Below are 17,578 nucleotides of genomic sequence, written 5' to 3' on the forward strand. Positions count from 1 at the left end.
TGAGTGAATTTATGCCCCTGCGTGCTTTAGTGGCGGTGATAGTGACAACGGCAGTAATGCTGGTGCCCCGGGCGTGGGCGGATACGGCCTGGGAGCGTTATAAGGCCCGTTTTATGATGCCGGACGGCCGTATCATTGATACCGCCAATGGCAATGTGTCGCATACGGAAGGCCAGGGCTTCGCCATGCTCCTGGCGGTGGCGAATAACGATCGCCCGGCGTTCGACAAGCTGTGGCAGTGGACGGACAGCACCCTGCGCGACAAGTCTAACGGGCTGTTTTACTGGCGCTATAACCCGGTGGCGCCGGACCCGATCGCCGATAAAAACAACGCCACCGATGGCGATACCCTGATCGCCTGGGCGCTGCTGCGCGCGCAAAAGCAGTGGCAGGACAAGCGCTACGCCACGGCCTCCGATGCCATCACCGCCTCCCTGCTGAAATATACGGTGGTGACTTTCGCCGGTCGCCAGGTGATGCTCCCGGGCGTGAAGGGGTTTAACCGCAACGACCACCTGAACCTTAACCCCTCCTATTTCATCTTCCCGGCCTGGCGCGCCTTTGCGGAGCGGACGCACCTGACCGCCTGGCGGACATTGCAGAGTGACGGGCAGGCGCTGCTGGGGCAGATGGGCTGGGGGAAATCGCATCTGCCCAGCGACTGGGTGGCGCTGCGGGCGGATGGCAAGATGCTGCCGGCCAAAGAGTGGCCGCCGCGGATGAGTTTCGATGCGATCCGTATCCCGCTGTATATCTCGTGGGTCGATCCGCACAGCGCATTGCTCGCACCGTGGAAAGCCTGGATGCAGAGTTACCCGCGCCTGCAAACTCCGGCGTGGATCAACGTTAGCACCAACGAGGTCGCCCCGTGGAATATGGCCGGCGGCCTGCTGGCGGTGCGTGATTTAACGCTTGGCGAACCGCTGGAAGCGCCGCAGATTGACGACAAGGATGATTATTACTCCGCCAGCCTCAAGCTGCTGGTCTGGCTGGCGAAACAGGATCAGCGCTAGCGCTGTGATGGCTTTGCAGGTTTCTCAGCCCGTATCCTGCGGGCTGAGAGAAAAGAGCAGGAACGTCTCACGATGTAAGGCCGCCAGAATAGGCGGCCTTGTCGCTTATTGCGGATAAGGCACCCAACTGCCGCCATTCAACTGGACATAAGGCTTGCCCTGATACTGGATAACGATGGCGTTGGCGTTTTCGGACACCGCCGCGCTCTGCGGCAGGTTGGCGACATACTGCTGCCAGTTGACGCTGTCTTCGCTGAACATTTTGCCGTCGAGGGCGCGCACCACCAGCTCCGACACCGCCAGGTAGCTGCTGGGCTGATCGATGATAATTGGCGCGCCTTCATGCGGCGCCTTCATGCCGAAGAATTTCACCGCCGTCGGGACGTTAGTGATCGACGGGCTCGGGATATCCCGCAGGCCAGACACCTGCATCTTATCGCCCTTCAGCGCGCCGCCGTGTTCCGGCACCACTACCACCATCACCTTACGCCCCGATTTTTCCAGTTCGGTGAAGAAGTTATCCAGGTCGTCAAACAGCTTCTGCGCCCGCACTTTGTAGTCCGCGGTTTTGCTTTGTCCCGGGAAGTGATTGCCGTCATGCAGCGGCAGGGTGTTATAGAACGTGGCGCTCCGCGGATTGCTGCTGGCCTCTTCGGTCTTCAGCCAGCGGTTGAGAACCGCGAGATCCTCATACACTGGCGAGCCATCAAATGCCTGCAGGCTGACCGGCAGACCGCTCTGGTCCATCAGCGGGCTCTGCATGCCGCCCAGCGAACGCAGCTCTTTTAGGAAGTCGCCGAACAGGCCGTTGTGGCCGAGCATCAACTGCTGGTTGAAGCCGAGTTTCGCCAGGTTTTCAAACAGGTAGCAATCGGCGCCGGATGGCTGATACAGGTTGGTATGCGACAGCTGGCCGCAGCTGGCGCGCAGCAGACGCACCGCCGCAGGTCCGCTGTAGGAGGTCGCTGAGTTAAAGTTTTTGAAGACGATATCGAAATGCTTCCACAGCGGGTGGTCCATCAGCCCGGCGGCTTCAATATCCGACCAGGAGAGCGAGCAGATATTGATCACCAGCAGGTCAAACGGCTGCGCATCCGCCGGCAGCTGGTCCGGGAACGGTGTCTTGCGCTTCTGCTCGGCGGCATAGAAACCGTTCAGCCAGTTGGTGAGGTTGGCCGAGGTCGGCGGTTCGGTCTGCGGCGGAATATCGCTGCTGGCCGGGCTGGACGCGGCGCCAGCGGCAGCGTTGGTCCCGACGTTGGCCGGCGCGGTGGCGGCGGCAGTGGTGGGCTGACCGGCAGGCCAAATGGTAAAGGCCGGCAGCAGCGGACTGACCGCCTGCCAGACGACCATCGCGGAGACAAACACGGTAACGCGCAGCCACTGGCTGATAAACAGCCACAGCACCAGTAAAACAAAGAAGGCGCCGACCATGCTCCAGTTGATAAAGCGGACAATCAGATCCCAGATATAGCTGGCGCTGAAGCCGGCGATTTGCGATCCCTGGCTAAAAATCGACTCTGGCCCGGGCAGCCAGGTATCGTGCCAGAACAGCGCGAATCCCAGCGGAATGGCGATCCAGTGGCGGATGCGGTGCAGCTTTTCGCGCGGGATCGGCACCAGCAGAAAGGCGAGAAACACCAGGTTAAGCATCGGGTGAAAATTGAGATACCCGGCCCACAGCAGGGCAAACTTGACCAGAAAGTAGAAGTTCCAGCCGCCAAGGCCGCGCCAGTACTGCCAGAGCGGAAGCGGTGCCGCGGTCGTTTTTTTATTTGTCATTTGTTCGCTTTGCCTTGCTTAACCGTTGTTCCCCGGCGTAATACCCCTGCCGGTTTCACGTAACGGGGTTTAAAGAACATCAGTCTTAACGTCGTGCGGATCCGGCGCTGATAGTGGCGCGTCAGGTAGCCCAGCGGAAAAAACAGCAGGGCGCAGAGCACCACCAGTTGCAGAATATCGGCGATAGACATCATCAGACTTGCTCCTCACGGGTGGTTAACCGGTGTGGTTCGGGGTAGCGTCGCCAGTGGCGTCCATCATGGGTGGCGTTGATGGTCTCGTTTTTACCGACCGTGAGAGGCAGCGGTGTGTTCCAGCGCGCCGGCTCGACGCCGCGCATGATTACGATTTCCGAGAGGATTTGCTTGTCTTCAAACCACACCATGCGGTTAGAAAAAATATCGCCGGTCGGCAGCGGGAAAATGTGGTTTAGCGCGGTATCGAGGTCATTGATCCGGCAAAACGACAAGAACAGCACCAGCCGGTTATTGCCGATGGTCATGATGTCGCCCATCCGGTTGGGTTTGCATAACGTCAGCGCCTGCTCAACGCGCAGCCCCGGCGCCGGGCGCAGGGCCACCATCACGCCTTTGCTGTCGGCCGGCAGCAGGGTATTGGTCATCACGTTATGCACCGCTTCGCAAAAGGCGTCCCACTTCTGATAGCCCCGCAGCTTTAACGGCTGGCTCCAGGTCAGCAGGGTGGCAAAATCTTCCGGGATATGGCGGGAGAACTTTTGGTTCTGAACGCTTTCAATCAGCGTCAGGCAGCGGGAAAGCGACGCGCTGTTAGGGATCACCAGGCTGGCGCCGCTGCTGAGCAGCAGCCGCTCATCAGTCGCGCGCAGGCTGGGGGTTTGTTCGCGGACAATAATTTTCAGCGCCGTGCCGCGCTGACGGCGCAGGGTATGAATATAGCGGCCCAGCTGTTCAATTTGCGTGTTCTGGGTAATGGAGAAGAGGATCGTCGCCGCCTGCGCAGTGCGCCCGGCGTTGAAGACCTCGTCGTTGGTGTCAAACAGCGTCCAGTATTCCGACAGCGGCGGGGCACCTTCCAGCACGCGCACATTGCTGAGGATCGCTTTTTCATCGCTGCGCGGCTGCACGCTGGTTTCAGCATCCTGCGCTAATCGCCAGCCGGCGTCATCGTGTTGCACCATCAGCTGCTGCTGGGCGCTGATGCCCTTATCGCTTCCCCACCAGGCAATATCAAAAAGATGGCGATCGCCCTGGTAGCGAATACTTGCCAGACCGGAAAGGGAGCGGTACGCGCGTAATAAAGGCGTGAGCTGCCGATCAATATCCTGCGCGGAATTGATCGCTAAGAATGCGCAGCGATGATATTGCGCCCAGCGGCTGGTCTTTTCCACCCAGGCGCATAACTTTTCGTTATTTATATTTTGCCAGGCATTTTCAGCACATAGCAGAATAAATAAATAATTGCCAGGTTCGAGGGAGCAGACCAAGTCGCGATGTATTTCTTCCAGCGCCTCCGGACGATTCGGCAGGGTAAACAGTGCAATATTATCCGGGCCGTGAATGTGTTCTAATGAAATGATATCATTTGGTTTATTCCCCATCACCAGCGCGGCAACCTTGCTGTTTTTCGCCTGCGTGGCCAGCGTCTGATTAAATAGACTGACGGCATCGGCATAACGGTCAACGTTGAGCCACCATACCCCGCCGACCGGCATATGGCACACTTCATCCCATAATGATGAAATACCCAAAGTAAATACACTATCCACGGCATCCCTCGTGCGCCCTGATTCACACTGGATAAGTTTACTAGCGAAACTGACAGAGTAAACCTAACATTGAAATTAAAGGTCATCAGTTTTAGCATGTACACCTGCTTTTTAAGGATGCGCTGTATACGTCCTCTGGTTTAATAATAAATTTCGAACGGACAGAGATATGCCAGCAAAAGATCCTGCGGTACCCACGGACGCCACGCTGGGGTACACCTTTCAAAATGATTTTCTGGCGCTTAGCCGGGCATTTTCCCTGCCGGATATTGATTATCATGATATTTCCAGGCGCGAACAGCTGAACGCGGCGCTGAAGCGCTGGCCGCTGCTGGCAGAGTTTGCAGAGAAAAAATAAGGAAGCCGGAGATGGCTATTCTGGGATTACAGGGCGTGCGAGGGGGGACTGGCGTCACGTCCATTACGGCTGCACTCGCCTGGGCGCTGCAATTGCTCGGTGAAACGGTGCTGGCGATCGACGCCAGCCCGGATAATATGCTGCGTTTTTTCTTCAATACCGACATCCATCATCAGGACGGCTGGGCGCGGGCGCTGCTCGATGGCCGGGACTGGCGCGACGCGGGTCTGCGCTATACGCAGCATATCGATCTGCTGCCGTTTGGCCAGCTCAGCGCGGGCGAAAGAGAAAACGTCGACCAGCTGCAGCCCACCCTGGGGGCGATGACGGAGGCCGTACTGCAGCTGCAGGGGCAGTACCGCTGGCTACTGCTGGATCTGCCGGCGGGCTATTCGCCGTTGACCCGCGAGCTGCTGACGCTCTGCGACCGCTCGCTGGTGGTGGTCCATCCTGACGCCAACAGCCATATCCGTTTGCACCAGCAGCCCTTTCCGGCCAACAGCGATATTCTTATTAACGATCTGCGGGTCGGCAGCCAGCTGCAGGAAGATCTCTACCAGCTGTGGCTCGAGAGCCAGCCGCGCATCCTGCCGGTGACCATTCATCGCGACGAGGCGATGGCCGAGTGCCTGGCGGCGAAGCAGCCCCTTGGGGAGTATCGCCAGGACTCTCTGGCGGCGGAAGAGGTACTGACCCTGGCGAACTGGTGCCTGATCCACTATGCCGGCGGGAGGCCGGCATGATCCGCCTCAGCACGCTGCTGCTGACCCCGCCGGTGGGGGAGCGGCTGCGCGCGCGCTATGACGACTACCGGCAGCATGGCGCCTCCTGGCTGTCGGCGTCGCTTGGCTGCCTGTGGGCATCGCTGGTCTGGGCGCTAATGCCGCTGGAGACGCCGCGCTGGCAGGCGATTCTGGCGCACCATGACACCTATTTCCCCCATATTAATCCGCATCGGCCACGTCCGCTGGATCCGCTGCGCTACCTGCTGCAATCCCTGTGGTTACTGACAACGCGCGTGCCGGAGCCGGAGAAAAAGGTCAACTGGCGTTCGCTGGCGGCGCTGGAAGGGGTGCACGGTCGCTATACGCAGTGGCTGGAAAAATTGCCTGAGCAGGTCAACGCCCGCACCGGTCATCTGGATAAACAGAAAGAGCTGGCGCACCTCAATCCCAAACTGCGCCGGGCGATCCTTGGGGGGGTGACCTGCTGCTCGCTGGTGCTGGCGCTGATGTGTATTACGCAGCCTTTTAACCCGCTGTCGCAGTTTATCTTCCTGATGCTGCTGTGGGGCGTGGCGCTGCTGGTGCGGCGCATCCCCGGCCGCTTCTCGGCGCTGATGCTGATCGTGCTGTCGCTGACGGTCTCGTGCCGCTATATCTGGTGGCGCTATACCTCGACGCTGAACTGGAACGACCCGGTAAGCCTGGTGTGCGGGATTATTTTGCTGTTCGCTGAGACCTACGCCTGGGTGGTGCTGGTGCTGGGCTACTTCCAGGTGGTCTGGCCGTTGAACCGCCAACCGGTGCCGCTGCCGGAGGACATGGATCTGTGGCCGACGGTGGACATCTTCGTCCCCACCTACAACGAAGATCTCAACGTGGTGAAAAACACCATCTACGCCTCGCAGGGCATCGACTGGCCGAAGGACAAGCTTAACATCTGGATCCTCGACGACGGCGGACGGGAAGCGTTTCGCCAGTTTGCCAAAGATGTCGGGGTGCACTATATCGCCCGTACCAGCCATGAGCACGCCAAAGCCGGCAACATCAACAATGCGCTGAAATACGCCAAAGGGGAGTTCGTCTCGATCTTTGACTGCGACCATGTGCCGACGCGCTCGTTTCTGCAGATGACCATGGGCTGGTTCCTGAAAGAGAAAGAGCTGGCGATGATGCAGACCCCGCACCACTTCTTCTCGCCCGATCCCTTTGAGCGCAACCTTGGTCGTTTTCGCAAAACGCCGAACGAAGGGACGCTATTCTACGGCCTGGTGCAGGACGGGAACGACATGTGGGACGCCACCTTCTTCTGCGGCTCCTGCGCCGTGATTCGCCGTGGCCCGCTGGATGAGATCGGCGGAATCGCCGTCGAAACGGTGACCGAAGATGCCCACACCTCGCTGCGCTTGCACCGGCGGGGTTACACCTCCGCCTATATGCGTATTCCGCAGGCGGCGGGGCTGGCGACGGAGAGTTTATCCGCGCATATCGGCCAGCGCATCCGCTGGGCGCGCGGGATGGTGCAGATATTCCGCCTCGATAATCCGCTGTTTGGCAAAGGCCTGAAGCTGGTACAGCGCGTCTGCTACGCCAACGCCATGCTTCACTTTCTCTCCGGTATTCCGCGCCTCATCTTCCTCACGGCGCCGCTGGCCTTTTTGCTGCTCCATGCCTATATCATTTATGCGCCAGCGCTGATGATCGCGCTATTCGTGTTGCCGCATATGATCCACGCCAGCCTGACCAACTCGAAGATTCAGGGCAAATATCGCCATTCGTTCTGGAGTGAAATCTACGAGACGGTGCTCGCCTGGTATATCGCGCCGCCCACCTTTGTGGCGCTGATTAATCCGCATAAAGGCAAATTCAACGTCACCGCGAAGGGCGGACTGGTGGAAGAGGAGTATGTCGACTGGGTGATTTCCCGGCCCTATATCTACCTCGTGCTGCTCAACCTGGTCGGCGTCGCGGTGGGGATCTGGCGCTTTATGTACGGCCCGGAAAACGAAATTCTCACCGTCTGGGTGAGTATTGTCTGGGTGTTCTACAACCTGATTATTCTTGGCGGCGCGGTGGCGGTCTCGGTCGAAAGCAAGCAGGTCCGCCGGTCGCATCGTGTCGAAATGAGCATGCCGGCGGCAATTGCCCGCGAAGATGGCCATCTGTTCTCCTGCACCGTTCACGACTATTCCGACGGTGGGCTGGGGATCAAAATTCACGGCGACGCTCAGGTGTTGGAGGGGCAGAACGCCAGGCTGCTGCTCAAACGGGGACAGCAGGAGTATGCCTTCCCGGTGCGGGTCGCGCGGGTCAACGGCAGCGAAGTGGGATTGCAGCTGCTGCCGTTGACCAACCAGCAGCATATCGATTTTGTGCAGTGTACGTTTGCCCGCGCCGATACGTGGGCGCTTTGGCAGGATAGCTTCCCGGAAGACAAGCCGATGGAAAGCCTGCTGGATATCCTCAAGCTGGGGTTCCGTGGCTATCGTCACCTGGCGGAGTTTTCGCCGCCGTCGGTGAAGGTGGTTTTCCGCGCGCTCACCTCGCTGGTGGCATGGATAGTGTCGTTTGTACCCCGACGCCCTGAACGCGCCGCGCCGACGCTCTCCGCAGACCCGGCAATGGCTCAACAATGATGATAATGCGATGAAAAGAAAACTTTCCTGGATGTGTGCAGTAGCGGTGGGCATGTGCAGCTGGTATCCGCTGGCCTCTTACGCGGCGCCGGCCACCGTGGTGAATCCGGCCCCTGGCGTTCAGCCGCAGGCGGCCTCCCCGCTCGCGCCGGTGACGACAGGCGAGCCGACGGCAACCCTCGCCGAACCGACCGCTCCGGCGGTGGTCGCCGAGAACGTCCCGCAGCGGGAGGTGAAGCTGACCTTTGCCACCATCGCGCCGCCTCCGGGCAGCATTGTGCTGCGCGGCTCACGGCCTGACGCCTCGGTTGAATTCGGCATGCGTAGCGATGAGCTGGTCGCTAACGCGCTGCTCAATCTGGAATACACCCCGTCGCCCTCGCTGCTGCCCGTGCAGTCGCAACTGAAAGTCTATCTCAACGATGAGCTGATGGGCGTCCTGCCCGTCACCAAAGAGCAGCTGGGGAAAAAGATCCGCGCGCAGCTGCCGATTGACCCGCTGTATATCACCGACTTCAACCGTATACGGCTGGAGTTTGTCGGCCACTACCGCGATGTCTGCGAAAACCCGGCCAGCAGCACGCTGTGGCTGGACGTCGGGCGCGAAAGCTATCTGGATCTCACCTACCAGTCGCTGAAGGTGCATAACGATCTGTCGCACTTCCCGGTACCGTTCTACGATCCGCGCGACAACCGCCCGCTGACGCTGCCGATGATTTTCCCGGGCTCGCCGGCGGTGGCCCAGCAGCAGGCGGCGGCGATTATCGCTTCATGGTTCGGCAGCAAGGCCGGCTGGCGCGGCCAGCAGTTCCCGGTCTATTTCAACGAACTGCCGGATCGTAACGCCATTGTCTTCGCCACCAACGACAAGCGTCCGGATTTCCTGCGCGATCATCCGCCGGTCAACGCGCCGACCATCGAAATGATCGACAACCCGAACGATCCTTACGTCAAGCTGCTGGTTATTTTCGGCCGCGATGATAAAGACCTGCTGCTGGCGGCGAAGGGGATTGCCCAGGGCAATATTCTGTTCCGCGGCAGCAGCGTCACCGTGGACGGCATCAAAACCCTGCAGCCGCGGCAGCCATACGATGCGCCAAACTGGGTGCGCACCGACCGCTCGGTCACCTTTGCTGAGCTGAAAACCTATGAGCAACAGCTGCAGTCCAGCGGGCTGGTGCCGGATGCCATCACCGTGGCGCTTAACCTGCCGCCGGATCTCTATCTGCTGCGGGCCAACGGCATCGATATGGATCTGAAATATCGCTATACCATGCCGCCGGTGAAGGATAGCTCGCGGATGGATATCAGCCTTAACGACCAGTTCTTGCAGTCGTTCAGCCTTAACAGCTCGCAGGACGTGAACAAACTGATCCTGCGCCTGCCGGTGCTGCAGGGGCTGCTGGACGGCAAATCGGAGGTTACCATACCCGCGCTGCGTCTTGGGGCGGTGAACCAGCTGCGCTTTGACTTCCAGTACATGAACCCGATGCCCGGCGGCTCTATCGACAACTGTATTACCTTCCAGCCGGTGCAGAACCATGTGGTGATCGGCGACGATTCGACCATCGACTTCTCGAAGTATTATCACTTTATTGCTCTACCGGACCTGCGCGTCTTCGCCAATGCCGGCTTCCCTTACAGCCGTATGGCGGACCTCGCCGACACCCTGGTGGTGGTGCCGAAGGCGCCGACCCAGGGCCAGGTGGCGACGCTGCTGCAGGCGCTGGGCGGCATCGGTTCGCAGACCGGCCTGGCGGCGATTAATCTGCAAATGACTGACGATGGCAACCAGATCAAGAATAAAGATGCGGATCTGCTGCTGATCGGCGCGATCCCCTCTTCCCTCAAGGACGATACCAAAATCAACCTGCTGGTCGAGGCGACCAAAAGCTGGGTGAAAATGCCGATGCGTCATTACGACCTGGCGAGCATTTATCCCGATGATGAGGCCCGCACGCCCAACACCCGCACCGACATCACTTCTTCCGGACCGATGGCGGCGGTGATTGGCTTCCAGTCGCCCTACAACGATCAACGCAGCGTGGTGGCCCTGCTGGCCGACAGCCCACGCGGTAATGAACTGCTAACCAACGCCCTCAACGACAGTGGTAAGCGGGCGGCGATGTTTGGCTCGGTGGCGGTGATCCGCGAATCCGGCGTCAACAGCCTGCGGGTGGGCGATGTTTACTATGTCGGCCATCTGCCCTGGTTCGAGCGCATCTGGTTCGCGCTCTCTAACCACCCGATACTGCTGGCGATCTTCGCCGCGGTCAGTATCGTGCTGCTGGCGTGGGTGCTGTGGCGCATGCTGCGCATTATCAGCCGCCGCCGCCTTAGCCTGGATGATGAGTAAACGATGATGAAAGTACTTTGCGGCGCGGTGCTCTCCGCGCTGGTGCTGGCGGCGGGCCAGGCGAGCGCCGCCTGCCAGTGGCCCGCCTGGGAGCAGTTTAAGCAAGCCTACGTCAGCCCCGAGGGGCGGGTGATCGACCCCAGCGATGCGCGCAAAATTTCCACTTCCGAAGGACAGAGCTATGGCCTGTTCTTTGCCCTGGCGGCCAACGATCGCGCGGGGTTCGACAAGCTGCTGACCTGGACGCAGAACAACCTGGCGGAGGGCGACCTGCGGCAGCATCTGCCGGGCTGGCTGTGGGGGAAAAAGGACGACGAGCAGTGGACGCTGCTGGACAGCAATTCGGCATCCGACTCAGATCTGTGGATAGCCTGGGCGCTGCTGGAGGCGGGGCGCCTGTGGCAGCAGCCGCAGTACACCGAGACCGGGAAAGCGCTGTTGGCGCGGATTGTCGATGAAGAGACGGTGGCGGTGCCGGGCCTTGGCACGATGCTGCTGCCGGGAAAAGTCGGTTTTGCCGATGACAGCGGCTGGCGGTTTAACCCCAGCTATCTTCCACCGCAGCTGGCCACCTATTTTGTGCGTTTTGGCGCGCCGTGGCCTGCCCTGCGCGATACTAACCTGCGTCTGCTGCTGGAGACCGCACCGAAAGGCTTTGCCCCGGACTGGGTGCGCTATGAGAAAGGGAAAGGCTGGCAGCTGAAAACGGAGAAGCCGCCGATCGGCAGCTATGACGCGATTCGCGTCTACCTGTGGGTGGGCATGCTTCATGACGGCGATAAGCAGAAAGCGCGTCTGCTGGCCCGCTTTGCGCCGATGGCGGCGCAGACCACGGAGCAGGGGGTACCGCCGGAGAAAGTGAATATCGCCACCGGCAAAACCAGCGGCCAGGGGCCGGTGGGCTTTTCCGCGGTGATGCTGCCGTTTTTACAGAACGACGAGGCCCGGTCGGTGCAACGGCAGCGCGTCGCCGATAACTATCCCGGCGCGGATGCCTACTACAGCGCGGTCCTGACGCTGTTTGGCCAGGGTTGGGATCAACACCGTTTTCGTTTCACTGCGGGTGGCGAATTACAACCTGACTGGAACCAGGAATGCGCAAGCTCTCACTAAGTTTACTCACGCTGTCCCTCGGCGTTGCGCTGCTGCCGTTAGCGCAGGCGGCGACGACGCCCGCCCAGGAACATCTGCTGGAGCAGGTGCGCCTCGGCGAGGCCAGCAATCGTGAAGACCTGGTGCGCCAGTCGCTGTACCGTCTGGAGCTGATTGACCCCAACAACCCGGACCTGATTGCCGCGCGGATGCGCTATCTGCTGCGCCAGGGGGATGCCGCCGGGGCGCAAAAAGAGCTGGAGCGACTGACGAAGCTGGCGCCGGACTCCCCGGAGCTGAAGGCGTCGCGCAATGAGATGAAAAGCAACACCGGCGAGGGTCGTCAGGCGCTGCAGCAGGCGCGACTGCTGGGCGTGGCCGGGAAGGTCGATGAAGCCATCGCCGCCTACGAAAAGCTGTTCGGCGGCGTGCCGGATGATGTTGATGCCGCGATTGAATACTGGACGCTGGTGGCGCGCCTGCCGGCCCGTCATAGCGAAGGCGTCAGCCAGCTGAAAAAACTGAACGCCAGCGCGCCGGGCAACGTCAGCCTGCTGACGGCGCTGGCGAAGCAGATGTTTGCCGATAACAAACCGCAGGAAGGGTTCGCCTATCTGGCGGAAATGGCCCGCTCGGCCTCAGGACGCGGTATCGCCGCCGATATGTGGTACAGCGAGGTGAAAAGCATGCCGGTGAGCAAGGCCAGCGTGCAGGCGTTGCAGCAATTCCTGCTGCAATTTCCTACCGGCTCGGTGGCGGCGAACGCCCGCGTCCTGCTCGACCAGCAGCAGGCGCAGCTGCAGGATCCGACGTTCCGCGCCCGCTCGGAAGGGCTGGCGGCGGTCAAATCCGGAAATACCTCGCAGGCGGTGGCGGATCTGCAGAAAGCCGTTCAGGCCGACAGCCGCGACAGCGATGCGGTGGGCGCCCTCGGCCAGGCCTATTCCCAGCGCGGCGACCGCGCGCGGGCGGTGGCCCAGCTCAATAAAGCGATTGCCATGGATCCCGACAGCCCGAATCGCGGCAAATGGGACAGCCTGCTGCAAACCAACCGCTACTGGCTGCTGATCAAGCAGGGGGATAACGCCCTGAAGGCCGGTCAGCTTGCGCAGGCGCAGAATTATTATGCCCAGGCGCAGCGGGTCGATCGGACCGACAGCTATGCCGTGCTGGGGCTGGGCGACGTCGCGGCGGCGCGCAAAGAGTCGGCGGCGGCGGAGCGCTATTATCAGCAGGCGTTGCGCCTGGATCGCGGCAATAACCTGGCGGTGCGCGGCCTGGCCAACCTCTATCGCGCCGAATCGCCCGAGAAAGCCAGCGCCTGGATCGCCGGCCTTCCTGCTGCCCAGCGGCGCAGTATTGATGATATCGAGCGCAGCCTGACCAACGACCGGCTGGAGAAACAGGCGCAGGCCCTGGAGAGCCAGGGCAACTGGGCGCAGGCGGCGGAAGTCCAGCGTCGGCGCCTGGCGCTCGATCCGGACAGCGTGTGGATCACCTATCGTCTGGCGCGGGATCTGGTCAGCGCCGGCGAACGCCAGCAAGCCGATGCGCTGATGCGGGCGATGGTCAACCGCCAGCCGCAGGATGCTGAACGGATATACGCCTCGGGGCTGTACCTGTCGGGGAACGACCAGGACGATCTGGCGCTGGCGCAAATCGCCACCCTGCCGCGCAACGCGTGGACGGATAACATCCGTGAACTGGAGGCGCGTCTGCAAAGCGACCGGGTGCTGCGCCAGGCGAACCAATTGCGCGACAGCGGCGAGGAAGCGCAGGCGATCGCCCTCATCAAACAGCAGCCGGCCTCGGTACGCTATGACCTGACGCTGGCCGACTGGGCGCAGCAGCGCGGCGACAACCAGACGGCGATTGCCGACTATCAGCGGGTGCTGCGTCAGGAAGCCGACAACGGCGATGCGCGCCTCGGCCTTGCGGAAGTCTACCTGGCCGAGGGGGATAAACCGGCCGCCCGGGCGCAGGTCATGCAGCTGAAAGGCGCAGAGGCCGAATCCATGAATATGCAGCGGCGGGTCGCCCTGGCGCGAGCTGGCCTTGGCGATACCGCTGACGCCCAACGGATTTTTAACCAGATTGTGCCGCAGGCGAAGGCGCAGCCGCCCTCGATGGAGAGCGCGCTGGTGCTGCGCGATGCCGCGCGCTTTGCCACCCGGAACGGGGAGCCGCAGCAGGCGCTGACTCACTACCGGGAGGCGATGGTGGCCTCCGGCATCACCCCCGCGCAGCCGCAGGATAACGATACCTTTACCCGGCTGACGCGCAACGACAGCCGGGATGACTGGCTGAAGCGCGGGATCCGCAGCGATGCCGCCGATCTTTATCGCCAGCAGGATCTGAACGTCACCCTGGAACATGACTTCTGGGGATCCAGCGGCACCGGCGGCTATTCCGATCTGAAGGCGCATACCACCATGCTGCAGGTGGATGCCCCGCTAGCGGATGGCCGGATGTTCTTTCGCACCGACCTGGTCAATATGGATGCCGGCAGCTTTTCCACCCACAGCGACGGGAGCTACTCGCCCAGCTGGGGCACCTGCGGGGAGATCGCCTGCACCAGCGGTAGTAAAAATCAGACCGACAGCGGGGCCAGCGTGGCGGTCGGCTGGCAGAACGACACCTGGAGCGGGGATATCGGCACCACGCCGATGGGCTTCAATGTCGTCGATGTGGTCGGCGGCCTGAGCTACAGCAGCGACGTCGGGCCAGTGGGGTACACGGTCAACGTCCACCGGCGGCCCATCTCCAGCTCGCTGCTCTCCTTCGGCGGGCAGAAAGACAGCAACAGCCATACCGGCACCACCTGGGGCGGTGTTCGCGCCGACGGCGGCGGTGTGAGCCTCAGCTATGACCGGGGCGAAGCGCACGGGATCTGGTCCTCGCTGGGGGCCGACTCGTTGACCGGTAAAAACGTGGCGGATAACTGGCGCGTGCGCTGGATGACCGGCTACTACTACAAGGTGATTAACGAGAATAATCGTCGCGTCACCGTCGGCCTCAACAATATGATCTGGCACTACGACAAAGATCTCAGCGGCTACACCCTCGGCCAGGGCGGCTATTACAGCCCGCAGGAGTACCTCTCTTTCGCCGTGCCGGTGACCTGGCGTCAGCGCACGGAGAACTGGTCCTGGGAACTCGGCGGGTCGGTGTCATGGTCCCATTCGCGTACCCAAACGCAGGCCCGCTATCCGCTGCTGAACCTGATCCCGTCCGACTACCGGCAGCGCGCCAGCGAACTGACGGAGCAGGGCAGCAGCAGCCAGGGATTCGGTTACACCGCCAGAGCGCTGGTGGAGCGGCGGGTGACCAGCAACTGGTTCGTTGGCGCCGCGGTCGATATTCAGCAGGCGAAGGATTATACCCCAAGCCATGCGCTGCTTTACGTCCGCTACTCGGCGGCAGGCTGGCAGGGGGATCTGGATATGCCGCCCCAGCCGCTGGTGCCTTACGCCGACTGGTAGCAGAATAGGCTGAATTACGTCACAGAGCGCCACTCCACGGCGCGCTTCGCGTATACTCGTGAGGCGTTGCCCACCGTCGGCCGCCGGGGAGGTCTCTCCGGCGTCTGCGTCACCGCGCGGAAATATCCCGTCACTTCATCCCTCGCGGGCGTGGGCGAAGGATTTGAGTATATAATCAGCCTGAAACGACCGGGATTGAAGGATTGATACCGGGTATGCATTCAGTATCAGTGGAGAACACCGTTGCGCGTCAGCCGTTCACTTACAATCAAACAGATGGCGATGGTCGCGAGCGTGTCCATGGCCTTTGTATTGGTTTTTTGCACTATTTTGCTGTTTCACTTTGTGCAACAGAGTCGCTTTACCACGGCCACGCAGTTAGAAAGTATCGCGCGATCCGTTCGCGAACCGCTGTCGGCGGCTATTCTGAAAGCCGATATTCCGGAAGCGGAAGCTATTTTAAGCCGTATCCAGCCTGCTGGCATCGTCAGCCGGGCGGATGTGGTCTTGCCCAACCAGTTCCAGGCGTTACGGATGCGGTTTATCCCCGAGCGGTCGGTGCCGGTGACCATCACCCGGCTGTTTGAGCTGCCGGTGCAGATTTCGCTGCCCATTTATTCGCTGGAGCGGCCGGCCAACCCGCAGCCGCTGGCCTATCTGGTGCTGCAGGCCGATTCCTATCGCATGTATAAATTCGTCATGAGCGCCCTTGCCACGTTAGTGACTGCTTACTTACTTCTGGTGCTGATGTTGACGGTGGCGCTCACCTGGTGCATCAACCGGCTGATGGTTCGCCCTCTGCGGCGTATCGCCCGCGAGCTGAACGATCTCTCCCAGCAGGAGCGTCTTGGGCATCAGCTGACCCTCCCGCGCCTGCACCATGACGACGAGATCGGCATGCTGGTGCGCAGCTATAACCGCAACCAGCAGAGCCTGGTGCGCCAGCATGATGAGCTGTCCATCCAGTCGACCCGCTTCCCGGTCTCCGAGCTGCCGAATAAAGCCTTTTTGCTGGCGATGCTGGAGCAGACGGTGGCCCGCCCGCGGAGCGCCGCGCTGATCGTCGTCGCCTGTGAAACCCTGCAGGACGCCGCCGGCGTGCTCAAGGAGAGCCAGCGCGAAATGCTGCTCCTGACGCTGGTGGAGAAGCTGCGCGCCGCGATCCCGCCGCAGATGGTGCTGGCCCAGGTGAGCGGCTATGACTTCGCCATTCTCGCCGATGGCCTCGCCGAATCCTGGCAGGCGGTGACGTTAAGTAAGCAAGTGCTCACTATTATTAATGAACGTTTGCCGCTGCATGGTCTGCAGCTGCGACCCTACGCCAGCGTCGGGATCGCTATGTTCCACCCCGGCCTCAGCGCCGAACAGTTTTACCGGCGCGCGGTGTCAGCCGCCGTCACCGCAAGACGCAAAGGTAAAAACCAGATTGAGTTCTTCGATCCCGAGCAGATGGAAAAGGCTCAGCGTCGCTTGATGGAAGAGCACGATATAATGACCGCCCTCGACAACCAGCAGTTCGCTATCTGGCTGCAGCCGCAGGTGGCCTGCGCCAGCGGCGAGATCTGCGGCGCCGAGGTGCTGCTGCGTCAGCGGCAGGCGGATGGCAGCTGGTCGCTACCGCCGGCGCTGATTGAGCGCATTGAGTCCTGCGGGCTGATTATCCCGGTCGGCTACTGGGTGATGGAAGAGGCCTGCCGCCAGCTGGCGGCCTGGCAAAGCCAGGGGATTATGCTGCCGCTGTCGGTCAATGTTTCGCTGCTTCAGCTGCTGGAGCACGATCGCGGCGAGGAGATGCTGAAGCTGATCGCCCGCTACCGCATCGCGCCGGGGACCTTAATCCTCGAGGTGACGGAGAGCTGCCGGATGGACGATCCGCAGGACGTGATGGCGCGGTTGCGGCCTCTGCGCGAGGCCGGGGTACGTATTGCGCTGGATGATTTTGGCATGGGTTACGCCGGGTTGCACCAGCTGCAGCAGATGAAGGCCCTGCCGGTTGATATCCTGAAAATCGATAAGGTATTCATCGATATGCTGCCGGAGGATGTCAGCATGGTGCCGGCGATGATCCAGCTCGCGCGCGGCCTGTCGCTACGTATCGTGGCGGAAGGGGTGGAGAACGAGGCCCAGTTCCGCTGGTTGCAAGCCGCCGGCGTCGAGGTGCTCCAGGGCCATCTGTTCGGTTGCGCTTTACCGCAGGAGGCGTTCAGCGCGCGCTATCTCTCCCCGGTCCGGGAGGATGCAAATTTGTAAATGTTTTGTTGACTTGTGCGAGTCAGCTCAAAGATTTTAACAATTGCGTTGCACTTTCGGCGTTAGTTATTTCTGAAATGTTTCCAGGGTGTTATTTTTAAGCCACAGACGTCAAATATCCCTTCTTGCTCTGTGGTTAT

Annotated in this window: 11 protein-coding genes; 8 read left to right on the forward strand and 3 right to left on the reverse strand. The window is 61.0% G+C overall.

Going from position 1 to position 17,578, the window contains the following annotated elements; translation table 11 throughout:
- Positions 1 to 11: 11 nt before the first annotated feature.
- Complete coding sequence (locus tag ACLEXF_RS22335; protein WP_004204978.1) at positions 12 to 1,013, forward strand: glycosyl hydrolase family 8; 1,002 nt, start codon at positions 12 to 14, stop codon at positions 1,011 to 1,013.
- Between the two features lie 105 nt (positions 1,014 to 1,118).
- Here the strand turns inward: ACLEXF_RS22335 and bcsG are convergent, their stop codons facing one another.
- The 3 genes from bcsG to bcsE are packed head-to-tail and all read right to left on the reverse strand — an operon-like array spanning position 1,119 to position 4,542.
- A complete protein-coding gene (gene bcsG, locus ACLEXF_RS22340; protein ID WP_004204977.1) occupies positions 1,119 to 2,795 on the reverse strand; it encodes a cellulose biosynthesis protein BcsG in 1,677 nt (558 codons plus the stop codon).
- Entirely contained in the window at positions 2,792 to 2,989 is a 198-nt protein-coding gene (bcsF, locus tag ACLEXF_RS22345) for a cellulose biosynthesis protein BcsF (protein ID WP_004204976.1), read from the reverse strand. Before bcsF ends, bcsG begins: the two co-directional genes overlap by 4 nt.
- Positions 2,989 to 4,542, reverse strand: coding sequence for a cellulose biosynthesis protein BcsE (gene bcsE / locus ACLEXF_RS22350; protein WP_048295701.1), 1,554 nt, complete (start codon positions 4,540 to 4,542; stop codon positions 2,989 to 2,991). The genes bcsF and bcsE overlap by 1 nt, the downstream gene beginning before the upstream one ends.
- 169 nt (positions 4,543 to 4,711) lie before the next feature.
- Between bcsE and bcsR the strand changes: the two genes are divergently transcribed.
- From bcsR to hmsP, 7 genes are all read left to right on the forward strand, one after another.
- A complete protein-coding gene (gene bcsR / locus ACLEXF_RS22355; RefSeq protein WP_002921513.1) occupies positions 4,712 to 4,900 on the forward strand; it encodes a cellulose biosynthesis protein BcsR in 189 nt (62 codons plus the stop codon).
- Between the two features lie 11 nt (positions 4,901 to 4,911).
- Positions 4,912 to 5,643, forward strand: a complete 732-nt coding sequence (gene bcsQ, locus ACLEXF_RS22360; protein WP_004204974.1) for a cellulose biosynthesis protein BcsQ — start codon at positions 4,912 to 4,914, stop codon at positions 5,641 to 5,643.
- A complete protein-coding gene (bcsA, locus tag ACLEXF_RS22365; RefSeq protein WP_148390289.1) occupies positions 5,640 to 8,258 on the forward strand; it encodes a UDP-forming cellulose synthase catalytic subunit in 2,619 nt (872 codons plus the stop codon). The genes bcsQ and bcsA overlap by 4 nt, the downstream gene beginning before the upstream one ends.
- Before the next feature lie 10 nt (positions 8,259 to 8,268).
- Positions 8,269 to 10,614, forward strand: coding sequence for a cellulose biosynthesis cyclic di-GMP-binding regulatory protein BcsB (bcsB, locus tag ACLEXF_RS22370; RefSeq protein WP_032426090.1), 2,346 nt, complete (start codon positions 8,269 to 8,271; stop codon positions 10,612 to 10,614).
- A gap of 3 nt (positions 10,615 to 10,617) precedes the next feature.
- Positions 10,618 to 11,727 (forward strand): cellulose synthase complex periplasmic endoglucanase BcsZ, encoded by a 1,110-nt coding sequence (gene bcsZ, locus ACLEXF_RS22375; protein ID WP_064178573.1) that lies wholly within the window; start codon positions 10,618 to 10,620, stop codon positions 11,725 to 11,727.
- Entirely contained in the window at positions 11,709 to 15,188 is a 3,480-nt protein-coding gene (gene bcsC / locus ACLEXF_RS22380) for a cellulose synthase complex outer membrane protein BcsC (RefSeq protein WP_065878848.1), read from the forward strand. The genes bcsZ and bcsC overlap by 19 nt, the downstream gene beginning before the upstream one ends.
- Before the next feature lie 243 nt (positions 15,189 to 15,431).
- Positions 15,432 to 17,438, forward strand: a complete 2,007-nt coding sequence (hmsP, locus tag ACLEXF_RS22385) for a biofilm formation regulator HmsP (protein ID WP_423265815.1) — start codon at positions 15,432 to 15,434, stop codon at positions 17,436 to 17,438.
- The last annotated feature ends 140 nt before the right edge of the window (positions 17,439 to 17,578 follow it).

It is taken from the genome of Klebsiella pneumoniae complex sp. WS1778 (genome assembly GCF_049472055.1).
Classification (GTDB): domain Bacteria; phylum Pseudomonadota; class Gammaproteobacteria; order Enterobacterales; family Enterobacteriaceae; genus Klebsiella; species Klebsiella quasipneumoniae.